This is a genomic window from Rhizobium giardinii bv. giardinii H152 (genome assembly GCF_000379605.1).
Classification (GTDB): Bacteria; Pseudomonadota; Alphaproteobacteria; order Rhizobiales; family Rhizobiaceae; genus Pararhizobium; species Pararhizobium giardinii.
Genome location: NZ_KB902679.1, coordinates 31926 through 51977, shown reverse-complemented (window position 1 = coordinate 51977; position 20052 = coordinate 31926). Strand labels below are relative to the sequence as shown.

The 20052-nt window shown below is 62.5% G+C and carries 16 protein-coding genes and 1 pseudogene; 5 read left to right on the top strand and 12 right to left on the bottom strand.

What is annotated here, in order from left to right; translation table 11 throughout:
• The first annotated feature begins 196 nt into the window (after positions 1-196).
• A pseudogene (gene purU / locus A3AY_RS35405) lies at positions 197-1050 on the top strand (formyltetrahydrofolate deformylase).
• Here the strand turns inward: purU and A3AY_RS0115500 are convergent.
• The 9 genes from A3AY_RS0115500 to A3AY_RS0115460 all read right to left on the bottom strand — a co-directional run bounded on the left by A3AY_RS0115500 (position 1047) and on the right by A3AY_RS0115460 (position 12834).
• Entirely contained in the window at positions 1047-1700 is a 654-nt protein-coding gene (locus A3AY_RS0115500) for a TetR family transcriptional regulator (protein WP_018326568.1), read from the bottom strand. The pseudogene purU and the gene A3AY_RS0115500 overlap by 4 nt on opposite strands.
• A gap of 45 nt (positions 1701-1745) precedes the next feature.
• On the bottom strand, positions 1746-4889 hold the full coding sequence (locus A3AY_RS0115495) for an efflux RND transporter permease subunit (RefSeq protein ID WP_018326567.1): 3144 nt from the start codon (positions 4887-4889) through the stop codon (positions 1746-1748).
• Between the two features lie 10 nt (positions 4890-4899).
• Positions 4900-6123, bottom strand: a complete 1224-nt coding sequence (locus A3AY_RS0115490; protein WP_018326566.1) for an efflux RND transporter periplasmic adaptor subunit — start codon at positions 6121-6123, stop codon at positions 4900-4902.
• Between the two features lie 234 nt (positions 6124-6357).
• Positions 6358-7359 carry an ABC transporter ATP-binding protein gene (locus A3AY_RS0115485; protein WP_018326565.1) on the bottom strand — a complete coding sequence of 334 codons (1002 nt, stop codon included), beginning with the start codon at positions 7357-7359 and terminating at the stop codon, positions 6358-6360.
• Between the two features lie 68 nt (positions 7360-7427).
• The gene (locus A3AY_RS0115480) at positions 7428-8486 is read right to left on the bottom strand and encodes a Gfo/Idh/MocA family protein (RefSeq protein ID WP_018326564.1); all 1059 of its coding nucleotides are present in this window, start codon (positions 8484-8486) and stop codon (positions 7428-7430) included.
• Positions 8483-9322, bottom strand: a complete 840-nt coding sequence (locus A3AY_RS0115475; RefSeq protein WP_018326563.1) for a carbohydrate ABC transporter permease — start codon at positions 9320-9322, stop codon at positions 8483-8485. Before A3AY_RS0115475 ends, A3AY_RS0115480 begins: the two co-directional genes overlap by 4 nt.
• Positions 9323-9334: 12 nt before the next feature.
• Positions 9335-10285: a carbohydrate ABC transporter permease gene (locus tag A3AY_RS0115470; protein WP_018326562.1), complete on the bottom strand. Its 951-nt coding sequence runs from the start codon at positions 10283-10285 to the stop codon at positions 9335-9337.
• Positions 10286-10621: 336 nt separating this feature from the next.
• Positions 10622-11881 (bottom strand): ABC transporter substrate-binding protein, encoded by a 1260-nt coding sequence (locus tag A3AY_RS0115465; RefSeq protein ID WP_018326561.1) that lies wholly within the window; start codon positions 11879-11881, stop codon positions 10622-10624.
• A 53-nt stretch (positions 11882-11934) separates the two neighbouring features.
• Positions 11935-12834, bottom strand: coding sequence for an N-acetylmuramic acid 6-phosphate etherase (locus A3AY_RS0115460; protein ID WP_018326560.1), 900 nt, complete (start codon positions 12832-12834; stop codon positions 11935-11937).
• Between the two features lie 197 nt (positions 12835-13031).
• Here A3AY_RS0115460 and A3AY_RS0115455 point away from each other — a divergent pair, with 197 nt between their 5' ends.
• The 4 genes from A3AY_RS0115455 to nagA are packed head-to-tail and all read left to right on the top strand — an operon-like array spanning position 13032 to position 16884.
• Positions 13032-13916: a glucosamine kinase nucleotide-binding domain-containing protein gene (locus tag A3AY_RS0115455; RefSeq protein WP_018326559.1), complete on the top strand. Its 885-nt coding sequence runs from the start codon at positions 13032-13034 to the stop codon at positions 13914-13916.
• Positions 13913-14677: a GntR family transcriptional regulator gene (locus A3AY_RS0115450; RefSeq protein ID WP_018326558.1), complete on the top strand. Its 765-nt coding sequence runs from the start codon at positions 13913-13915 to the stop codon at positions 14675-14677. The genes A3AY_RS0115455 and A3AY_RS0115450 overlap by 4 nt, the downstream gene beginning before the upstream one ends.
• Before the next feature lie 27 nt (positions 14678-14704).
• Positions 14705-15727 (top strand): SIS domain-containing protein, encoded by a 1023-nt coding sequence (locus A3AY_RS0115445; RefSeq protein WP_026203479.1) that lies wholly within the window; start codon positions 14705-14707, stop codon positions 15725-15727.
• The gene (gene nagA, locus A3AY_RS0115440) at positions 15724-16884 is read left to right on the top strand and encodes an N-acetylglucosamine-6-phosphate deacetylase (protein ID WP_018326556.1); all 1161 of its coding nucleotides are present in this window, start codon (positions 15724-15726) and stop codon (positions 16882-16884) included. The genes A3AY_RS0115445 and nagA overlap by 4 nt, the downstream gene beginning before the upstream one ends.
• Positions 16885-16897: 13 nt before the next feature.
• On the opposite strand, the gene A3AY_RS0115435 is transcribed toward nagA, so the two are convergent.
• Genes A3AY_RS0115435 through A3AY_RS0115425 form a run of 3 tightly spaced genes read right to left on the bottom strand, consistent with a single transcriptional unit; the run spans position 16898 to position 19901 of the window.
• On the bottom strand, positions 16898-17626 hold the full coding sequence (locus A3AY_RS0115435; RefSeq protein WP_018326555.1) for a copper homeostasis protein CutC: 729 nt from the start codon (positions 17624-17626) through the stop codon (positions 16898-16900).
• A complete protein-coding gene (locus A3AY_RS0115430) occupies positions 17623-18534 on the bottom strand; it encodes an ROK family protein (RefSeq protein ID WP_018326554.1) in 912 nt (303 codons plus the stop codon). Before A3AY_RS0115430 ends, A3AY_RS0115435 begins: the two co-directional genes overlap by 4 nt.
• Complete coding sequence (locus A3AY_RS0115425; protein WP_018326553.1) at positions 18531-19901, bottom strand: amidase; 1371 nt, start codon at positions 19899-19901, stop codon at positions 18531-18533. The genes A3AY_RS0115430 and A3AY_RS0115425 overlap by 4 nt, the downstream gene beginning before the upstream one ends.
• Positions 19902-20052 lie beyond the last annotated feature (151 nt).

Sequence of the window (20052 nt, the reverse complement as noted above, 5' to 3'; positions counted from 1 at the left end):
ACAGCTTCGCGCCACTATTCTTGCATTTTCGACCATCAGATCGATCATCGACCCGCCCGCCCCTCAGGATGATAGAAACGGAACTGCCGCCCCCGCGAAACGGTTGCCGCCGTGGCTGTCCGGCGATACCGGCGTGTACTTCCGGGCGGAACTGACCTTGATCCTTCCTGCCCCTTACGTCGATTTGGAGGAAATCATGGCGTTTCAGACTTTCATACTCGTGCTGTCCTGCGACGATAAACCCGGCATCGTAGCTGCCGTGACGACGGAGCTTTCTGCCGCCGGCGCCAATATTGCCGAGAGCAACCAGTTCTGGGACACGCAGACGAACCGCTTCTTCATGCGGATTGCCTTCCAGGTGCCGGTCGGCGTCTCGCGGGAACATCTGGAGCGGGCGTTGAAGGCGCCGATCGATCGCTTCGGCATGAAGGTCAGCATCACCGATGGCGGCCGCAAGGCGCGCATCCTCATCCTCGTCTCCAGGTTCGATCATGCACTGCTGCACCTGGTCTACCAAATCCGTGTCGGCTGGCTGAATGCCGACGTGGTCGCCATCGTTTCCAATCACAATGACAGCCAGAGGACGGCGGAGCTGGAGAAAATTCCCTTCTACTGTTGGCCGGTGAACAAGGAAAACAAGGCGGAGCAGGAAGAGAAGCTGTTGCGGCTCGTCCAGGAAACCGGCGCTGATCTCGTCATCCTCGCGCGCTACATGCAGGTCCTTTCCGACAACCTGTCGAAGCGGCTCTACGGCAAGGCGATCAACATCCATCACTCCTTCCTGCCGAGCTTCAAGGGCGCCAAGCCCTATCATCAGGCCATGAGCGCGGCGTCAAGCTGATCGGTGCCACTGCCCATTACGTGACGCCGGATCTCGATGAAGGCCCGATCATCGAGCAGGAAACCGAGCGCGTGACACATGCGATGAGCGCCGAGGATTTCGTCGCCGCCGGCCGCGACATCGAGAGCCGAGTGCTTGCCCGCGCCGTCAAGCTGCACCTGGAAGACCGCGTGATGCTCAACGGTCACAAGACCGTGGTGTTCCGCTAGGCCATAGAGTGGACATCAGCCGAAGCTGTGATGTCGATGGTTGCCGGCCTGAAGCTGGCGAACAATCGTTTCAATCCGTCCCGGCCTTCGGCCGCCAGATCGAACCGGCGGCCGAAGAGAAGCCACTCGGTGCAGAGCCCGCCCACCATCCACCACAATGCCCTGGTCGCCGAGTGCGGCGTCCAGTTTGCATTGAGATAGCCCTCGTTCCCAGCCCTTGCGAAGGCGCTCTCGAGCGAAGCGACGTGCCTGTCGTCGACCTCCTGCTGTCTTTCGAGAACCGGCATGAGGTCCCCGCCATAGCTGCAGCGCAGGAGGATGGTGAAGATACGCTGCCGATGCTCGTCGCTTGCCAGTTCGTCCAGCCAGTCGACCGTCAGCTTTTCGATGAATGCGAGAACACCGGAGGCCGGTTGCTCGATATCGCGCGCAATCATGTCTTCCAGCGGCAAGGACACGGAATTGTAAAGTTCGAGAAAAAGATCGGTCTTGTTGGAGAAATGCCAATAGATGGCGCCGCGCGTTACGCCGGCCGCCTTGGCGACATCGTCAAGCGTCGCATTGGAGACGCCCTTCTCATAGAAAACCCGCTCCGCCGCATGGAGGATGCTGTTGCGTGTTTCTTCCGCCTCGGCCTTGGTTCTGCGCATCGCCGCTCCTAAAAAGGGCTCGCCATTGGCGAGCCCTTATCATCATCATTCGCCCGGTGCTGCCACTGTCTCGGCTGTCTGCGCGGCCGGCTTTGCCTTCGTCCGCCCGAAGATATTCATCACGAAGACGAAGAAGATCGGCACGAAGAAGACCGCCAGAACCGTCGCCGAGATCATGCCGCCCATGACGCCGGTGCCGATGGCACGCTGGCTGCCCGAGCTTGCGCCAGTGGCGATCGCCAGCGGCAGAACGCCGAGCGTGAAGGCCAGCGAGGTCATCAGAATCGGCCGGAAACGCAGATGCGATGCCTCGATCGTTGCTTCCAGCAGCGATTTGCCGGCTTGCATCTGTTCCTTGGCGAACTCGATGATCAGGATCGCATTCTTCGCCGAAAGGCCGATGATCGCGATCAGGCCCACCTTGAAGTAGACGTCATTCGACATGTCGCGCAGGGTGACGGCCAGAACCGCGCCGATGACGCCAAGCGGCACAACCATGATCACCGAGACGGGGATCGACCAGCTTTCATAAAGCGCGGCCAGGCACAGAAACACCAGGAGGCAGGACAGCGCGATCAGGATCGGCGCCTGCGAACCTGACTGGATCTCCTGCAGAGACTGGCCGGTCCATTCATAGCCGAAACCGGCCGGGAGCTGCTTGACGAGGTTCTGCATCTCGGCAATCGCGTCACCCGAGGAATAACCAGGCTTGGTATCGCCGCTGATGCGCACGGCCGGATAGCCATTGTAGCCAACGGTCTGCGTCGGCGCCTTCACCCATTCGACGGTTGCGAAGGAGGAGATCGGCACCATGCCGCCATTCGAATTGCGAACATTCAGATTGAGCAGATCGGCCGTCTGCATGCGCTTGTTCTCGTCCGCTTGCACCGTCACGCGCTGCATGCGGCCGGCATTCGGGAAGTCGTTAACATAGGTCGAGCCGAGGTTGGTGGAGATCGTCGCGTTGATATCGGCGAAGGTCACGCCGAAGGTGTTGGCCTTTTCGCGGTCGATGATCACGTTTGCCTGCGCTGCGTCCGGCATGCCCTCGAAGCGCACGCCGGCGACGACCGGGCTCTGCGCCGCAAGACCAAGCAACTGGTCGCGAGCCTGTGCAAGGGCTGCCTCGCCGAGACCGCCACGATCCTGCAGGCGGAAGGAGAAGCCACCCGTCGTACCGAGACCCTGGATCGGTGGCGGCGACAGCGCAAAGCTGATTGCATCCTTGATCTGGCTCATCGCCATGCTGGCGCGGCCGGCGATCGCCTGCGCTGCGTTTTCCGGCCCGCGCTCCGCCCAGTCCTTCAGCGTCACGAAGGCAAGCGCCGCATTCTGGCCGGCGCCGAAGAAGGAGAAGCCGTTGATCGCGACGATGCGATCGACGCCCTGTTCCTTGCTGAAGATATCCTCGGTTTGCTTGATCACCTCGTCAGTGCGATGTCCGGTCGCTTCGGACGGCAGCTGCATCATGACGATGACATAGCCCTGGTCCTCATCCGGCAGGAAGGAGGACGGCAATTTCAGGAACAGATAGCCGAGCCCGGCCAGCACCGCCAGATAGATGATCATGAAGCGACCGGTTCTGCGGGTGAGCCATGACACGGAACCGCTGTAGCGATGCGAGGTGCGCTCGAACAGGCGGTTGAACCAGCCGAAGAAACCGCTTTTCGCATGATGGTGGCCCTTCGGCACCTGCTTCAGGAAGCTGGCGCAGAGTGCGGGCGTCAGCGACAAGGCGAGCAGCGCCGAAAACAGGATCGACACCACCATCGTCAGCGAGAACTGACGATAGATGACACCGACAGCGCCCGGGAAGAAAGCCATCGGGATGAACACCGAAGCCAGAACCAGCGTGATGCCGATAACGGCACCGGTGATCTGCTTCATCGCCTTGCGGGTCGCTTCGCGCGGCGTCAGCCCTTCTTCCGACATGATGCGCTCGACATTTTCAACGACGATGATTGCATCGTCGACGAGAATACCGATCGCCAGCACCATGCCGAACATGGTGAGCACGTTGATCGAGAAGCCCATGAAATACATCACGGCACAGGTGCCGAGCAGGGCGACAGGAACGACGATCGTCGGGATGATCGTATAGCGGATATTCTGCAGGAACAGGAACATCACCAGAAAGACGAGGCCGACCGCTTCAAGCAGGGTGTGCAGCACCTTCTCGATCGACACCTTGACGAAGGGCGAGGTATCGTAGGGGATCGAGTATTCCAGCCCTTGCGGGAAATAGGCCGAAAGCTCGTCCATGCGCGCCTTGATCGCGGCCGACGTTTCCATGGCATTGCCGGTCGGCGAGAGCTGTACGCCGATGGCAGCAGAAGGCCTGCCGTTCAGGCGGGTGGTGAAGGAATAGCTTTCGCCGCCGACCTCGAGCCGCGCCACGTCGCGCAGCCGCACCGCCGATCCATCCGGATTGGCGCGAAGAACGATGGCGCCGAACTCCTCCGGCGACGACAACTGGCCCTTGATGATGACGGGCGCTGCGATCTGCTGGGTGATCGGGTTCGGCTGCGCACCGATCGAACCGGCCGCGACCTGCGCATTCTGTGCGCCGATCGCCGTCGTCACGTCTGCCGCCGTCAGGTTGAGGCCGAGCATCCTGTCGGGATCGAGCCAGACACGCATCGAGCGCTGGGTGGCAAACAGCTGGGCGCGGCCAACGCCGGGCACGCGCTGGACTTCGCTCAGAACGTTGCGGTTCAGGTAGTCGCCAAGGCCGATGGCATCCATCGAGCCGTCGGTGGAGGTCAGAGCAATGATCAGAAGGAAGCCGGAGCCGGCTTCATCCACCTGCACGCCCTGTTGCTTGACGCTGTCGGGCAGCCGCGCTTCGACGCGGCGGACACGGTTCTGCACATCGACCGCAGCCTGCGCCGGATCCGTGCCCGGCTCGAAAGTGACGTTGATTTCGCTCGATCCTTGAGCGCTGGAGGTGGACTCGAAATAAAGAAGCCCGTCGACGCCGTTCAACTCATCCTCGATGAGACGCGTAACGCTCTGGTACGTGTCCTGCGACGAGGCGCCGGGATAGGTGGCGGTGATCGAGATCTGCGGCGGCGCCACATCCGGATATTGCGAGATGGGAAGCTGCGGGATGGCGATGGCGCCGGCCACCATGATGAAGATCGCAACCACCCAGGCAAAAATGGGCCTGTCTATGAAGAAGCTTGGCATAGTCCCGCCCTCACTTCTGCTCGGTGGCGGGCTTTGCGCCGTCCGCCTGTGCGGACTGAGCCGCTCCCGCCTCACCGGCAGGCTTGCCGTTCGGGTCCCATTCGGCCGGAACGACCACCGCTCCGGGGCCGATCTTCTGGAAGCCCTCGACAATCACCTTTTCGCCAGCCTTCAGGCCTTCCGTCACCATCCAGCGATTGCCGACGGTGCGCCCCAGCGTGATGCTGCGGAACTCCACCTTGTTCTCGGCGTTCACGACATAGACCTGCGACTGGCCGCTATTGCTGCGCTGGACAGCCTGTTGCGGGATGGCGATCGCGTTCTTCTCGACACCCTGCTGGATCTGTACGCGGACATACATGCCCGGCAGCAGATCGCTGTGAGGGTTGGGAAATTCGCCACGCAGCGTCACCTGCCCGGTCGTTTCATCGACGGCGGCCTCCGAGAAGAGCAGCTTGCCCTCCTGCTCGTAGAGCGTGCCGTCATCGAGGATCAGCTTTACCGCCGCTTCATTTTTCGCCGTCATCAGCTGGCCGTCCTGCAGGGCCTTGCGCAGGCGGATCAGATCGGTCGCCGGCTGGGTGAAGTCGGCATAGACGGGATCCAGCTGCTGGATCGTTGCCAGGTTTTCCGTGCCGTTGGCGCTGACCAGCGCACCTTCGGTGATCAAGGCGCGGCCGATCCGGCCGCTGATCGGCGCGGTGACGCTTGCATATTGGAGATTCAGCTTGGCGGTCGCAAGACCGGCTTCGGCAACTGCGACGTCAGCATCGGCCTGCGCCAGTTGCGCGATCGCATCGTCGTACTGCTGCAGCGCCGCCGCTCCGGATTTGCGCAGCTGGGTCTGCCGGTCGGCGGCCTGCCTGGCCTGAAGCTGCACGGCCTTGGCGCGTGCCAGTGTCGCCTCGGCGCTGTCGACCTGGACCTGGAAGGGGGCCGGGTCGATCTTGTAGAGTACCTCGCCTTCCTTGACCATCGAGCCCTGCTGGAACACGCGATCGACGATAATGCCGCTGATGCGCGGACGGACCTCGGCGATCCGGGTTGCAGCGATTCGGCCCGGAAGCTCGTTGGTGATCGGCAGTTCTTCGGTCTTCGTCGTCACGACCGCGACCTGGGAGGGAGGAAACGCCGGAGCAGCCTGCTCGTCCTGTTTCTGGCATCCGGCAAGCAAAGCAAGTCCTGCCACAGCCGCTGTCGAGAGCAATCGATTCATCCGCATCGTCGGTTCCATGCAAAAGTCCGGCGCGAACCAGCTTCTCGTGTAAGGAAGCGGTAGCGGCCGGAAGATTAAAAAATATCAGTGAGATACGGCCCACCGAACACGTATCGAGGCGGCCATATCAAGCTATACAAACAAACATGTATGTTAAAATCAGAGGGAGCGCAAGCCGATGATGCGGCGCACAAATAAACGTGATCGAGCGATGGACTTCGCCACCGCTCGATAAAAATGGTTATTCGAAGATCAGCGTTGAACGCGATCGTCAGCGCCAAAACGATGCATGAGCGCCTTGTCCGGCGTTGCGTAGACGACGTCATCGACGTCGTAGCGGTGCTCGCCGAACAGCCGCACCGTCAGTAAGCCGGTAACCTCGGTCTCCAGATAGAGGATGGTATCGGCGCCAAGGTGCTCGACATGGATGACCTTGCCTTTCCAGTCGCCGCCATCGCGCGACAGGGTGATATGTTCGGGCCGGATGCCGATGGTTTTCGCCTGGCTGTCGCCGAGCCTGCCCGCCTCGATGAAGTTCATCTGCGGCGATCCGATGAAACCGGCAACGAAGACATTTGCCGGCTTGTTGTAGAGCTCCATCGGCGAACCGATCTGCTCGATCTGGCCGGCATTGAGCACGACGATCTTGTCGGCGAGCGTCATGGCTTCGACCTGGTCGTGCGTCACATAGATCATCGTCGCCTTGAGGCTGCGGTGAAGCCTGGCGATTTCGAGGCGCGTATTGACGCGCAGCGCCGCATCGAGGTTCGACAGCGGCTCGTCGAACAGGAAGAGCTTCGGTTCGCGCACGATGGCGCGGCCGATGGCGACGCGCTGGCGCTGGCCGCCGGACAGTTCGGCCGGACGGCGGGCGAGATAGGGGTCCAGCGACAGCATCGAGGAGGCCTTGCCAACCTTGGCGTCGACCTCGGCCCTCGGGGCGCCCATCTGTTTCAGGCCAAGGCCCATATTATCCTTCACCGTCAGGTGCGGATAAAGCGCGTAGGACTGGAACACCATGGCGATGCCGCGTTTGGCAGGTGGCGTGGTGATGACTTCCTTTCCGTCGATCTGGACGCTGCCGGAGGTCGCATCCTCGAGACCGGCGATCACCCGCAGCAGCGTGGACTTGCCGCAGCCGGACGGGCCGACGAAAATGACGAACTCGCCGTCCTTCACCTCAAGATCGATGCCCTTCAGCACCTCATGGGTACCGAACGCCTTGCGGATTGATTTCAGATTCAAAGATCCCACGTGAGGTGCCTCTTGTTTGTCGCATATGGTTTCGTTCCGCTGCCTGGCACCGGAACGAACATGCTTCGTTACAGCTTGACCGGACGGCCGGTGCGCACGCTTTCATCGGCCGCAAGGCAGATGCGCAGCGACTGGACGGCATCATCCATGTGTCGTTCCAGATTGATGTTTTCGGTTATGGCTTTCAGCACATAGGCCTGTTCCAGATCGCAGAGTTCCTGGTGCCCGGGTTCTCCGTCCATCGTCAGGTCTTCGTCCTTGTGGAGAAATTTTCCGTCCGACCCGGTCTCGGCCTTGTGGACTCGAATGACCGCTGTCTTGGTATGCGTGTCGATGTCGTCGGACTTGGCGTTCGGGTCCATGACGATCGAGACCGAACCGTTCGGCGACATCACGTCCTTCACGAAGAAGGCGGTTTCCGAGATCATCGGTCCCCATCCCGCCTCGTACCAGCCGACCGAGCCATCCTCGTAGATCACCTGCAGGTGGCCGTAATTGTACATGTCAGCCGCGATCTCATTGGAGAGCCGGAGGCCCATGCCGCGCACCTCGACGGCCCTCGCGTCGGTGATCTGGCACATGACATCGACGTAATGGACGCCGCAATCGACGATCGGCGGGGTCGTCTGCATCAACGCCTTGTGGGTCGCCCAGGTCGGCCCGCTCGATTGCTGGTTGAGGTTCATGCGGAAGACATAGGGACCGCCGAGCAGCCTAGCTTCGGCGATCAGCCGCACCCAGGAGGGGTGATGGCGCAGAATATAGCCGACGATGAGTTTCCTGCCGGCCGCCTTCGCCGCTGCCACCACCCGCTCAGCGTCGGCGACGGTCGTTGCAAGCGGCTTTTCAACAAAGACGTCACAGCCGGCCTCGAACGCCATCACAGCATAGTCCGCGTGACTGTCGGAATAGGTGCAGATCGAGCAGAGATCGGGCTTCAGCTCCTTCAGCGCCGCCTCGAAGCTCGGATGGATCGTGTAGCCCTGGAGTTCAGGCACCAGATCGACCTTCGAGCGGTTGACCAGGCCAACGATCTCGAAGCCCGGATTGTTGTGATAGGCGAGCGCGTGGCTGCGGCCCATATTGCCGAGGCCGGCGACGAGGACGCGGATGGGCTTGGCGCTCACTTCACTGCTCCTGCGGTGATGCCGCGGATCAGCTGCCGCGAGAAGATGACGTAGAGGACGAGAACCGGGAAGATCGCCAGCGACAGGGCGGATAGCACCGCGTTCCAGTTGGTGACGAACTGGCCGATGAAGACCTGTGAGCCGAGTGTCACCGTCTTGGTGGTTTCGCCGGGAGCGAGGATCAGCGGGAACCAGAGATCGTTCCAGATCGGGATCATCGTGAAGACCGCGACCGTTGCCATGGCCGGCTTGACGAGCGGCAGCACCAGGCGGAAGAAGATCGCATATTCCGACAGGCCGTCGATGCGCCCGGCATTCTTCAGATCGTCCGAAACCGTGCGCATGAACTCCGACAGGATGAAGATGGCAAGCGGCAGACCTTGCGCAGTATAAACCAGGATCAGCGCCGTCAGCGTGTTCACCAGACCGGCGGCGACCATGCCCTGCAGGATCGCAACCGTGCCGAGACGGATCGGGATCATGATGCCGATGGCGAGATAAAGCCCCATCATCGTATTGCCCTTGAAGCGATATTCAGACAGCGCGAAAGCAGCCATCGCACCGAACAGCAGCACGAAGAAGATCGAGACGACGGTGACGATCAGGCTGTTCTGGAAATAGCCGACGAAATCACCCTGCTTCAGCACCGTCTCGTAACCGACTAGACTGAAGGTGTTCGCCGTCGGCGGCGCAAGCGGCGTGCGGAAAATGGCGTTGCGGTCCTTGAACGAATTCAGGATCGTCAGCAACACCGGGAACAGGGCGATGACGGTGTAGCCGGCGAGCGCCAGATGCACGAAGCCGGAACGCAGGGGCGATACGCGTGCTTTTGACATTGGTCTTCTCCCTTAGAACTGGTAGCGGCGGACGCGCCGCTGGATGCCGAAGAGATAAAGCGACACGCCGGCAAGGATGATCAGGAACATCACCGTGGCGATGGTGGCGCCCATCGAGCGGTCGCCGAGCTGCAGCTGGAAGCCGAAGAACGTGCGGTAGAGCAGCGTGCCGAGAATGTCGGTCGATCCGTCCGGCCCGGCAAGCGCCCCCTGCACGGTATAGATCAGGTCGAAGGCATTGAAGTTGCCGACGAATGTGAGGATCGACACCATGCCGATCGCCGGCAGCACCAGCGGCAGCTTGATCTTCCAGAACTGGCTCCAGCCGGTGACGCCGTCGCATTCTGCCGCCTCGATCACCTCGTCCGGGATGTTGAGCAGCGCCGCATAGATCAGCATCATCGGGATGCCGATATTCTGCCAGACGGAGATGAGCGATACCGCGATCAGCGCCGAGCCAGGTTTGCCGAGCCAGGGCGCGAAGAAGGATTTCAGCCCGACGAGATCCATGAAGAACGGCGTGATGCCCCAGATCGGCGACAGGATCAGCTTCCAGATGAAGCCGACGATGACGAAGGACAACAGCGTCGGCAGGAAAATCGCGGTGCGATAGAAGGTTGCGAGCCTGAGCTTCGGGATCGACAGCATGGCGGCAAGCGCGATGCCGACCGGGTTCTGAACCAGCATGTGGATGGCAAAGAAGATGAAATTGTTCTTCAGTGCCCGCCAGAAATCCGCCGCCCAGCGCTCCTCGCCGAACAGCACCTGGAAATTGGCCAAGCCGACGAAGGTCGACTGGCCGTCGACAGTGTTGAACAGCGACAGGCGCAGCGTCTCCACCAGCGGCAGGATCATCACGGCCGAATAGATGATAAAGGCCGGCAGCAGGAAAACCAGAATATGCCAGCGCTTCGGCCGTGCCAGTGTTTGGATGCTGTCCTCAGACATTGTGGCGCTGCTCATGGCTCTGCCGCTCCGACCCGTTTTTCGTCGATTGCCGCGATATGCGGCAAGGCGCTGCGCCGCCGGTCCCCACCGCGCATGCCTGAACCAGCGGAACGCCGGTGGGATGTGATTTCAGATTACATGTTTTCCGCGGAAGCTTCGCATTTTTGCGAGTGATCGTCCGGCGCAAGAGCCGCCCCTCATCCGCCCTGTCGGGCACCTTCTCCCCGCAAACGGGGAGAAGGAGGATGCGGCGACCTCCGTAGTCCCCTCTCCCCGCAAGCGGGGAGAGGGCTAGGGCGAGGGGCTTTTCACAAGAGACATCCCCATTCAAATCCCCCCCACCACCCAAGCTTACTTCGCCGGCTTATACCAGCTGTCGAGACCCTTCTGCAGTTTCTCGGCGGCAACTTCCGGCGTATCGGTGCCGTTGATGACGTTGGCCGATTCAACCCACGTCTCGTTTTCGAGGCTCGGGGTGCCGCGCGCCAGGATCTGGTAGGTCGAGCGGATGGTCGGCTTGCACTTTTCGCGCCAGGACACGAACTCCTGGGCGAGCGGATCGGCCATCTTCACCGGTGTCGAATTCAGGCTGAAGAAGCCCGGCAGCGCGTTGGCGTAGATGTCGGCGAATTCCGGCGAGGCAACCCAGCTCAGGAACTTCTTGGCTTCTTCCGGATGCGCGCTCTTGGCATTCAGGCCCACGCCGATGTCGGTGTGGTCGGAGATATAGCAGGTATCGCCAGCGGCCTTAACAGGCGGCGGGAAGGCGCCCATCTTGAACTGGGCCTGGGTGTTGAACAGGCCGATTTCCCATGAGCCGGCCGGATAGATGGCGGCGCGGCCGAGCGTGAACAGGTTCTGGCTGTCCGGATAGGTCTGGGCTTCGAAGCCGTCGCCGAGATAGTCCTTCCACTTGGCAAGAACGCGGTAGGGCTCGACCCACGGCTCGTCGGTCAGCTTCTGCTCGCCCTTGATGAGAGCGGCGCGGCCTTCCTCACCCTTCCAATAGGTCGGGCCGATGTTCTGATAGCCCATGGTTGCGGCTTCCCAGAGATCCTTCGTGCCCATGGCCAGCGGGACATAGGTGCCATCGGCCTTGATCTTGTCGAGCGCGGCGAAGAATTCGGCCTCCGTCGTCGGAATGGCGATACCGAGCTTGTCGAAGGCATCCTTGTTGTAGATGAAGCCGTGAATAACCGATGCCATCGGGACGCAGAAGGTCGCCGAACCGTCGTCCGTCGTCCAGGCGGATTTGGCGACCGGAGAGAAATTCTCCATGCCGGCAAGACCCGTGAGGTCGGCGAGGTGCTTCTTGTTGTAGAGTTCGAGCGAGACGTCGAACGGACGGCAGGTGACGAGGTCACCAGCGGAGCCGGCGTCGAGCTTGGCGTTCAGCGCGGCGTTGTATTCTGTCGGCGCCGTCGGCGCGAACTTCACCTTGATACCGGGGTTCTTCGCTTCGAAGGCCGGGATCAGCTTTTCCTGCCAGATGGTCAGGTCGTCGTTGCGCCAGCTTTCGATCGTCAGAGTGACGTCTTCTGCATGCGCCAGCCCGGCGGAGCCGAGGATGCTGGATGCAAGCAGCAGGCCTTTCAAAGTCGTGCGGGTCATTACGTTCTCCCTTTTATATGCGCCGGCATGGCGCGGTTTTGGAACCCTTGAAATCAATGTGGCGCGACGCTTGACAAAGCGCGGCGCAAGTTTTGACCGGCTTCGGCCAGTGCGGTCTCTGCCGCCGCCACATCCCTTGCCCCAGCAGCAAGAAGGATGGCGATCTTTACCGAGCCCGATGACGCGGTGAGATAGCGACCCGCTTCCGTCGCGCCGATACCAGCGATATCGGAGACGATACGAACGGCGCGACCGCGCAGCTTGGCGTTGTCGGCCTTCAGATTGACCATGTGTCCATCGTAGACATGGCCGAGATGGATACCGACAAGGGTCGAAAACATGTTGAAGGCGATCTTCTGGGCCGTCGCCGCCCCCATGCGGGTCGATCCGGAAATCACCTCGGGCGGCGTCTGCAACAGGACGGCCACGTCGGCACCGTCAAAGAGCACCGCGCCCGGATTGTTCGCCATGGCGATGACACGCGCCCCGCGCTGCCGCGCTTCATCGGCCGCAGCCAGCGCATAGGGCGTCGAACCGCTGGCGGACACGGCAATCAGGCAATCGCCGTTGCCAATGCCGGCATCGCGCACATCCTTGCGCGCCAGATCCATGTCGTCTTCGTAACCGCCGGCGAGATCGGTCAGGCTTGCAGCACCGCCGGCCAGCAGGACAACGACCTTGTCGTGGGCAATTCCATAAGTCCCGGGCAATTCCAGCGCATCGGTCATGGCCATCAGACCCGAACTGCCGGCGCCGGCATAGGCAAGGCGGCCACCGCCGGCGAGCACGTCGGCGGCGATCTGCGCAGCCATGGCAAGCGGCTCGATTGCGGCATCGACCGCCCTGGCCGCGGCCTGCTGGCCGGACGCAAGCAGGCGAAGCGCCAGGGCCGGATGCATCACATCCAATCCCTCCGATTTGTCATGACGCTCTTCGGTCTTCACTGACGGCATGCGCTCAATCTCCCTCTTCACAAATTAATGCCAAAAAAATACCAATTGTCTAGGGAAAATTAACGTTTGAGCGAAGAAAATTTTCGACGCTTAAAATTACATCGTTATTTCAGCGACTTAAATGATAATTCCAATTAAAGACCAAATCCCTCTTGGTTAATGGTATTTTTTTGGTATCCTTCTTCTCGGAGGTATCCATGCCACACTACATTCTGGGAATCGATGGCGGGGGCACGAGTTGCCGCGCGGCCGTAGCGGACGCCAAAGGGCGCATCCTCGGGCGCGGCAAGAGCGGTGCCGCCAATATTCTGACCGATCCCGACAATGCCCTGATCCATATTGTCGGCGCAGCCACGGCCGCGTTCGAGGAGGCGAATATCGCACCCTCGGAGATCGGCTCAGCCTCGGCGCTGCTGGGGCTTGCCGGCAGCAATGTCGGCGACGCCGTGCACTATGTGAAGGAGCGCCTGCCGTTTGCGAAGGCCGATATCGAATCCGACGGGCTGATCGCGCTCCAGGGCGCGCTCGGCGACAACGACGGTGCCGTCGCCATCCTCGGCACCGGCTCGATCTATATCGCCCGGCAGGGAAGCGACATCCGCTATATCGGCGGATGGGGTTTTCAGATCGGTGATCTCGGCAGCGGCGCGCGTCTGGGGCATGTCCTTCTGCAGGAAAGCGTGCTGGCTTTCGACCATATCCACCCTTCCTCGCCGCTGACCGATGCCGTGATGGCGGAATTCAACGCTGATCCGCGCGACGTGGTGGAGTTCGCGCGCGTTGCACGGCCCGGTGAATTCGGCCGCTTCGCGCCGAAGGTCTTCGCGTTCGCGGAACACAACGACCCGGTGGCGGTCACGCTGCTGCGGGCATCGGCGCAAACCATTGACGAGGCGCTCGACGTAGTCGTGGCGCGCGGCAGCCGCAGGCTTTGCCTGCTCGGCGGGCTGGCACCACTCTATCGCCCCTGGCTGGCAGAGCGGCACCAGCCCCTGTTCGTGGAGCCGGAAGCCGACGCGCTGACCGGTTCGGTGGCGCTCGCCGCCAAGCGTTTTTCGGCTGATGCGAGGGAAAAGGCATGACCCAGCATCTCGAAGCCATACTGCCGCTGGACGGCCTGCAGGGCGGAGGCTCCGGCCCGCTGTACCTGAAACTGCGGCAATCGCTTGAAGAGGCGATCCTGTCGGGCAAGCTCAATCACGGCGATGCACTGCCGCCCGAACGCGATCTGGCCGACTACGCCAATATCAGCCGGGTGACGGTGCGCAAGGCGGTCGACGATCTGGTCAAGGACGGGCTCTTGGTGCGCCGGCATGGCTCGGGGACCTTCGTGGTCAAGCCGGTGAACCGCGTGCAGCAGTCGCTCTCACGGCTGACCTCCTTTACCGAGGACATGGCGCGGCGCGGGCTCACGACAACGGCGCAGTGGATCGAGCGCGGGCTGTTTCACCCGTCGCCCGATGAAATGATGGTGCTCGGCCTTGCCGCCGATTCGCTCGTGGCGCGCCTCGGTCGCCTGCGTATTGCCGACGACATGCCGCTCGCCATCGAGCGGGCGAGCATTTCCGCCGAATTCCTGCCCGACCCTGTCCGGATCGGTGCATCGCTCTATGCCGAACTCGACAAGACCAAGTCGCGGCCGGTGCGCGCGGTGCAGCGGATTTCCGCCTGCAGCCTGAAGGATCCGGACGCGGCAATGCTCGGCGTGCCGGTGGGATCGGCGAGCCTGTCGATCGAGCGTATTTCCTATCTCGCCTCCGGCCGCGTCGTGGAATTCACCCGCTCGCTCTACCGGGGCGACGCCTACGACTTCGTGGCGGAACTGACCCTGCCGGAATCGTAAGAACGGCCAAAGAAGAAAGACATGACCATGCAGACCAACATGCGGCGCGAAATCGACGAGATTCCCGAAGCGGCGGCCCGCCTTCTCGACCAGTCCGGAGACGCGATCAAACAGGCCGGCGCGGCGCTGCGCGACAAGGATCCGGCCTTCCTCGTCACCATTGCCCGCGGCTCGTCCGACCATGCCGCCCTGTTTCTGAAATATGCGATCGAGCTTTCGACCGGCCGCCCCGTTGCGTCGCTTGGGCCCTCGCTCGCATCGATCTACGGCGCGAAGATGCAGCTCTCCGGCGCCGCTTCGATTGCGATTTCGCAATCCGGCAAGAGCCCGGACATCGTCGCCATGGCTGACGCCGCCACCAAGGCGGGCGCGGTGACCATTGCGCTTACCAACACCATGCCTTCGCCGATTTCGCAAGCCAGCACTCATCCACTCGATATCCTCGCCGGCCCGGAAATCGCCGTGGCCGCGACCAAATCCTACGTCAACTCGATTGTCGCCGGGCTTGCCATCCTCGGCGACTGGACCGGCGACAAGGCCCTGCAGCGCGCTGTCGCCGATCTGCCGGCACAATTTGCCAAGGCCGTGAAGCTTGACTGGCAGCTACTGGCCGATGAATTGGGCGACGCGGAATCGCTGTTCGTGCTCGGCCGCGGGCCGGCCCTTGCCATTGCCAGCGAGGCCGCGCTGAAATTCAAGGAAACCTCCGGCATGCATGCCGAAGCCTACTCGGCGGCGGAAGTGCTGCACGGGCCGGTGGCGCTGGTGGGGAAGCGTTTTCCGGTCATCGGCCTTGCCGCGCGCGACGCCGCGGAAGGCTCGGTCACCGACATTCTCGATGGTCTCAGCGGCAAGGGCGCGCTTGCCTTCGTCACGTCCTCCAACGCCAAGGCCGCGAAGATGCTGCCCTTCGTCGAGACCGGCCATCCGATCACCGACGCGCTGACGCTGATCCTCCCATTCTACGGCTTCGTCGAATCCTGGTCGCGATCGCGCGGCCTTAACCCTGACGCGCCCGTCGCCCTCAAGAAGGTAACGGAGACACGATGACCGCACAGACAGCAATCACCGGCGCCCGGATTTTCGACGGCCTTCTGTGGCACGACGGTCAGTCCCTGCTGCTGGACGGCGGAACCGTCACCGGTATTTTGCCGGAGAACGACCTGCCTGCCGGCACGGAAACGACCGCTGCCCAGGGGCAACTGCTGGTCCCCGGATTCATCGACCTGCAGGTCAATGGCGGTGGCGGCGTGATGCTGAACGATCGCCAGGACGTCGATGCCATCCGCACCATCTGCGCCGCCCACGCGCAATTCGGCACGACTGCGCTTTTGCCGACGCTGATCACCGATACGTTCGAGGTTCGCGCACGCACGATCGAAGGCGGACGGCAGGCGAAGGCTGAAGGTGTGCCCGGTTTCCTCGGGCTTCATCTGGAGGGACCGCATCTTTCCGTTGCCCGCAAAGGCGCCCATGATCCGGCGCTGATCCGTCCGATGGAGCAGGGGGATCTCGATGCCATGCTCGCCTGCGCCGGCGTATTCGACGCGATGATGGTGACCGTGGCGCCGGAAAATACAACGGCGGCCCAGGTGAAGGCGCTGGCGGAAGCCGGCATCATCGTCAGCCTTGGCCATACGGACGCGGGCTATAGGACCGTGGTGGACTACGCCGCCGCCGGCGCGCGCACCGTCACCCATCTGTTCAACGCCATGAGTCCGCTCGGCCACCGCGAGCCCGGCGTCGTCGGCGGCGCCCTTGACACCGGCAGCCTCTATGCCGGGATCATTGCCGATGGTTTTCATGTCGATCCGGTGTCGATGGGTGTGGCGCTGCGCGCCAAGACCGGGCCGGGGCGGATTTTCATCGTCACCGACGCCATGTCGACGATCGGCTCCGACCAGACCAGTTTCCTGCTCAACGGCCGGGAGATCTTTCGCAAGGATGGGCGCCTGACGCTGGCCGACGGGACGCTCGCCGGCGCGGATATCGATATGCTGTCGTCGGTGCGCTTTGCCCATGAAAAGCTGAACCTGACGCTCGACGAGGCGATCCGCATGGCATCTGCCTATCCCGCTGATGCCGTGGGCATTGCCGCCCGCAAGGGCCGGCTGGTGCCCGGCCTCGACGCCGACTTCGTTGTGCTGACGGAGGGGCTGGACATGGTCTCGACCTGGATTGGCGGCAAACGCGTTTTCCAGGCATAAGTCGGGCGGTTCGTCAGGGCGTGGCGGTCAGCCGCGCCTTCAGCTTGCGCACGACATGTGCATCCGTCCGCTTGGCGCTCGGCGCGACAAAGCCGAGCGATACCAGCCGCGGATCATGAGCCGGCTGATCGATCGAGCATGACGAATGAACCTCACCAACTGCAAGCCGTGCCAGCAGTGCGTCGATCGTATCCAAGGTCACGCCCGACCCCGGCATAATGGATATGCGCCCATCGGCTGCCGTGATGATCGATGCCAGGGCGTCGACACCCTCCAACGCCCTTTTCGCTCCGCCCGAGGTGAGGATCCGCTCGAAGCCGAGGTCGACCGCGATTTCCACCGCCTCGGCAAAGTCCGGCACCAGATCGAAGGCCCGGTGCAGCGTCAGGCCCAGCCCGGCAGCATGCTCGACCAACAGCCGCAATGTGGCCACATCCAAACCACCATGTCGACCGCTTACCCCCAGGACAACGCCGGCAAGACCTGCGGCGCGCACTGTATCGATCTCCGCGCACATGACGCTGATATCATCGGCATGGAAGACGAAATCGCCGGGACGCGGCCGGATCATTGCGTAGACCGGAATATCAAGTTTGGCGGCCATGCTTATCAAACCCGGCGAGGGCGTGAGGCCACCGACCGACAGCGCCGAGCACAGTTCGATGCGATCGGCGCCACCTTCGACAGCTGCCGTGAGGCCTGCCGCATCCTCGACGCAGACTTCCAGAAGAATGTTCGTCATTGTGCTTCTCCGCCGAGGCCGAGGATTGCGGCACCAATCAGACCCGGCTCGATGCGACATTCACCCGGCACGACCAGGGGCCGATCGAATTTCCGCAGGATGCGCGAGCGCACGGTCGTGTCGATCCGGGCAATGAGCGGAGCCACGTTTGAAAGGCCGCCGCCAACCGGAACGATCGTCGCGCCGGTAATGTTGACCGTCAGCGCCAGCGGCGAACTCACGAGATCGACCAGCACATCGATGGTCCGGGCAGACTCGGCATCGCCCTGCTGCCAGAGCGTCGTTATCTCTTCGCTGCTCAGCGCCTTGCCATGCAGGGTTCGGTGCAGGCGCTCGATGCCGCGGGCGCCGCCGATGGTATCGACACAGCCGCGCTGGCCGCAGCCGCAATCGAAGGCGGGAATGGCAATCGGCGGCGTGCCGGCCATCGAGGCGACCGCCGGGCCGTGACCCCATTCGCCGGCGAAACCGCCATCCTCATTGATCAGCCTGCCATCCACCACAAGTCCGCCGCCGACTCCAGTGCCGAGAATGACGCCGAGCACGATCCGGTGGCCGCGTCCGGCACCGGCACCGGCCTCCGCCAGCGCGAAACAATCGGCATCATTGGCGACGAGCACGGGCAGGCGAAGGATATCGGACAGGTCGGCAGAAAGCGTGCCGCCGTCGATGCAGGGAATATTGGCGCACTTGATCGCCTTGGTTTCCGGGTCGACGACGCCGGTGATCGATATGGCGATGCGGTCGGGCTTGCCGCCCGCCTCACCGATGACATCGCGGATCGTCGCGGCAAACGCGTCGAAATCATCAAGCGGGGTTGCCCGGCGGCCGAGCGGTTCTATTCGTTCCGCCGAATGTGCAACTGCACCTTTGATAGCCGAGCCGCCGATGTCGAAGCAGACGATCATGCGTCACCGCGGATGACAGCTTCGGCCGAAAGCGCCGCCGACAACAGGCGCCCATCCTCATTCCTTTGGCCAGAGAGGAGGAAACCGACCGGCATGCCGGCATCGCCCGTGCCGCAGGGAATGGAGACGCCGCAGCCATCGAGAAAATTGCCGATCGAGGTGTTGCGAAGCGTTTTGCCGTTGACCCTGAAAAACAGGTCGTCATCGGCAAGCAGCGGCGCGATCGGCTGTGCCACATGCGGCAGGCTCGGATGCGCCATCAGTCCGCCGGCTTCGAGATTGTCGGCCAGGGCCGCGATCAACCTTTGGCGGGCGTCGAGGATCGCGACGTAGTCCGTCATGCTGATCCTTTCACCCAGCCGGGTGCGAGCGACCACGCGCTGGTCCATCCGTTCGGCATCGGCGCCCTGCAGGCGCTCCTTGTGAAGGGCATAGGCTTCGGCCGTCACCAGGGCACCATGACGCGCCATCAGCGCAAAGATCTCGGCAAAGATCGGGAAGGCGCGCCGTATGATCCGCGCTCCCGCCTTTTCAAGACGGGAAATCGCCGCTTCGAATGCGGTGACCACACCGGGTTCGGCATCATCGAAAACGACGGTTTCCGGAATGACCAGCTTCAGATCGCTGACGTCGGTGCGGCCGACTTCCGGCGCCGCGCGGCCGCGCATCGCCGCGTCCACCCATACTGCGTCCTGCACCGTGCGGCAGAGCGGCCCAAGCGAATCGAGGCTCTTGGCCAGAGGATAGACGCCCTGCATCGAATAGCGGCCGCGCGTTGCCTTGTAGCCGACGATGCCGTTAAGGGCTGCTGGAATACGGATGGAACCGCCCGTATCCGTGCCGATCGCAACAGGCACCAGACCCGCCGCCACCGCCACCCCGGAACCGGCCGAGGAGCCACCCGGAATGCGCGGCAGGTCGCGGGAGGCCGCGTTGTGGGGCGTGCCGTAGTGCGGATTGATGCCGAGACCGGAAAAGGCAAATTCGCTCAAATTGGTGCGTCCGACACTGACCATGCCGGCCTCGGCAAGCGCCTTGACGACGGCGGCGTCAGCCTCTGCCGGAGCGCTGTCGGTCAGCACGGCGGAACCGGCCGTCGTCACCGCTCCCTTCGTGTCGAACAGATCCTTCCACGCGACCGGAATGCCATCGAGAAGACCGCGGGACCGGCCCGAGCGGATGCGCTCGCCTGAAGCCTTGGCCTCCGCCAGCGCCCGCTCCCCCAGCAAAGCGGTAAAAATCGCCTGATCCTGATAGCCGGCTATTCTTTCCAGCGTCGTTTTTGCCAGTTGCACCGGATGGAGGTTACCCGCCTGCAGCAGGACGGAAAGGCCCGCAATCGAAATGTTTCCGTCCAATCCATCCATCGTCATCTTCTCCGCAATTGCTTCAATGCAGCATCATATCGGTGTGACCCGTTGAATGGCAGCGCATTCCTCTTCGTTCGCACATGATTTTCGCCGTGACCTTGCCCGGTGGTGTGCGCCCTCCTACATGCCCAAGGCGGCGAAGGAGCCG

Excerpts from the sequence above, each read along its gene's own strand:
- A3AY_RS0115495 (WP_018326567.1), bottom strand. The coding sequence starts at position 4,889 with ATGCCAAGCTTCTTCATAGACAGGCCCATTTTTGCCTGGGTGGTTGCG.
- A3AY_RS0115490 (WP_018326566.1), bottom strand. The coding sequence starts at position 6,123 with ATGGAACCGACGATGCGGATGAATCGATTGCTCTCGACAGCGGCTGTG.
- A3AY_RS0115455 (WP_018326559.1), top strand. The coding sequence starts at position 13,032 with ATGCCACACTACATTCTGGGAATCGATGGCGGGGGCACGAGTTGCCGC.
- A3AY_RS0115450 (WP_018326558.1), top strand. The coding sequence starts at position 13,913 with ATGACCCAGCATCTCGAAGCCATACTGCCGCTGGACGGCCTGCAGGGC.
- A3AY_RS0115460 (WP_018326560.1), bottom strand. The coding sequence starts at position 12,834 with ATGCCGTCAGTGAAGACCGAAGAGCGTCATGACAAATCGGAGGGATTG.
- A3AY_RS0115435 (WP_018326555.1), bottom strand. The coding sequence starts at position 17,626 with ATGACGAACATTCTTCTGGAAGTCTGCGTCGAGGATGCGGCAGGCCTC.
- A3AY_RS0115500 (WP_018326568.1), bottom strand. The coding sequence starts at position 1,700 with ATGCGCAGAACCAAGGCCGAGGCGGAAGAAACACGCAACAGCATCCTC.
- nagA (WP_018326556.1), top strand. The coding sequence starts at position 15,724 with ATGACCGCACAGACAGCAATCACCGGCGCCCGGATTTTCGACGGCCTT.
- A3AY_RS0115475 (WP_018326563.1), bottom strand. The coding sequence starts at position 9,322 with ATGTCAAAAGCACGCGTATCGCCCCTGCGTTCCGGCTTCGTGCATCTG.
- A3AY_RS0115445 (WP_026203479.1), top strand. The coding sequence starts at position 14,705 with ATGCAGACCAACATGCGGCGCGAAATCGACGAGATTCCCGAAGCGGCG.
- A3AY_RS0115425 (WP_018326553.1), bottom strand. The coding sequence starts at position 19,901 with ATGGATGGATTGGACGGAAACATTTCGATTGCGGGCCTTTCCGTCCTG.
- A3AY_RS0115465 (WP_018326561.1), bottom strand. The coding sequence starts at position 11,881 with ATGACCCGCACGACTTTGAAAGGCCTGCTGCTTGCATCCAGCATCCTC.
- A3AY_RS0115430 (WP_018326554.1), bottom strand. The coding sequence starts at position 18,534 with ATGATCGTCTGCTTCGACATCGGCGGCTCGGCTATCAAAGGTGCAGTT.
- A3AY_RS0115470 (WP_018326562.1), bottom strand. The coding sequence starts at position 10,285 with ATGAGCAGCGCCACAATGTCTGAGGACAGCATCCAAACACTGGCACGG.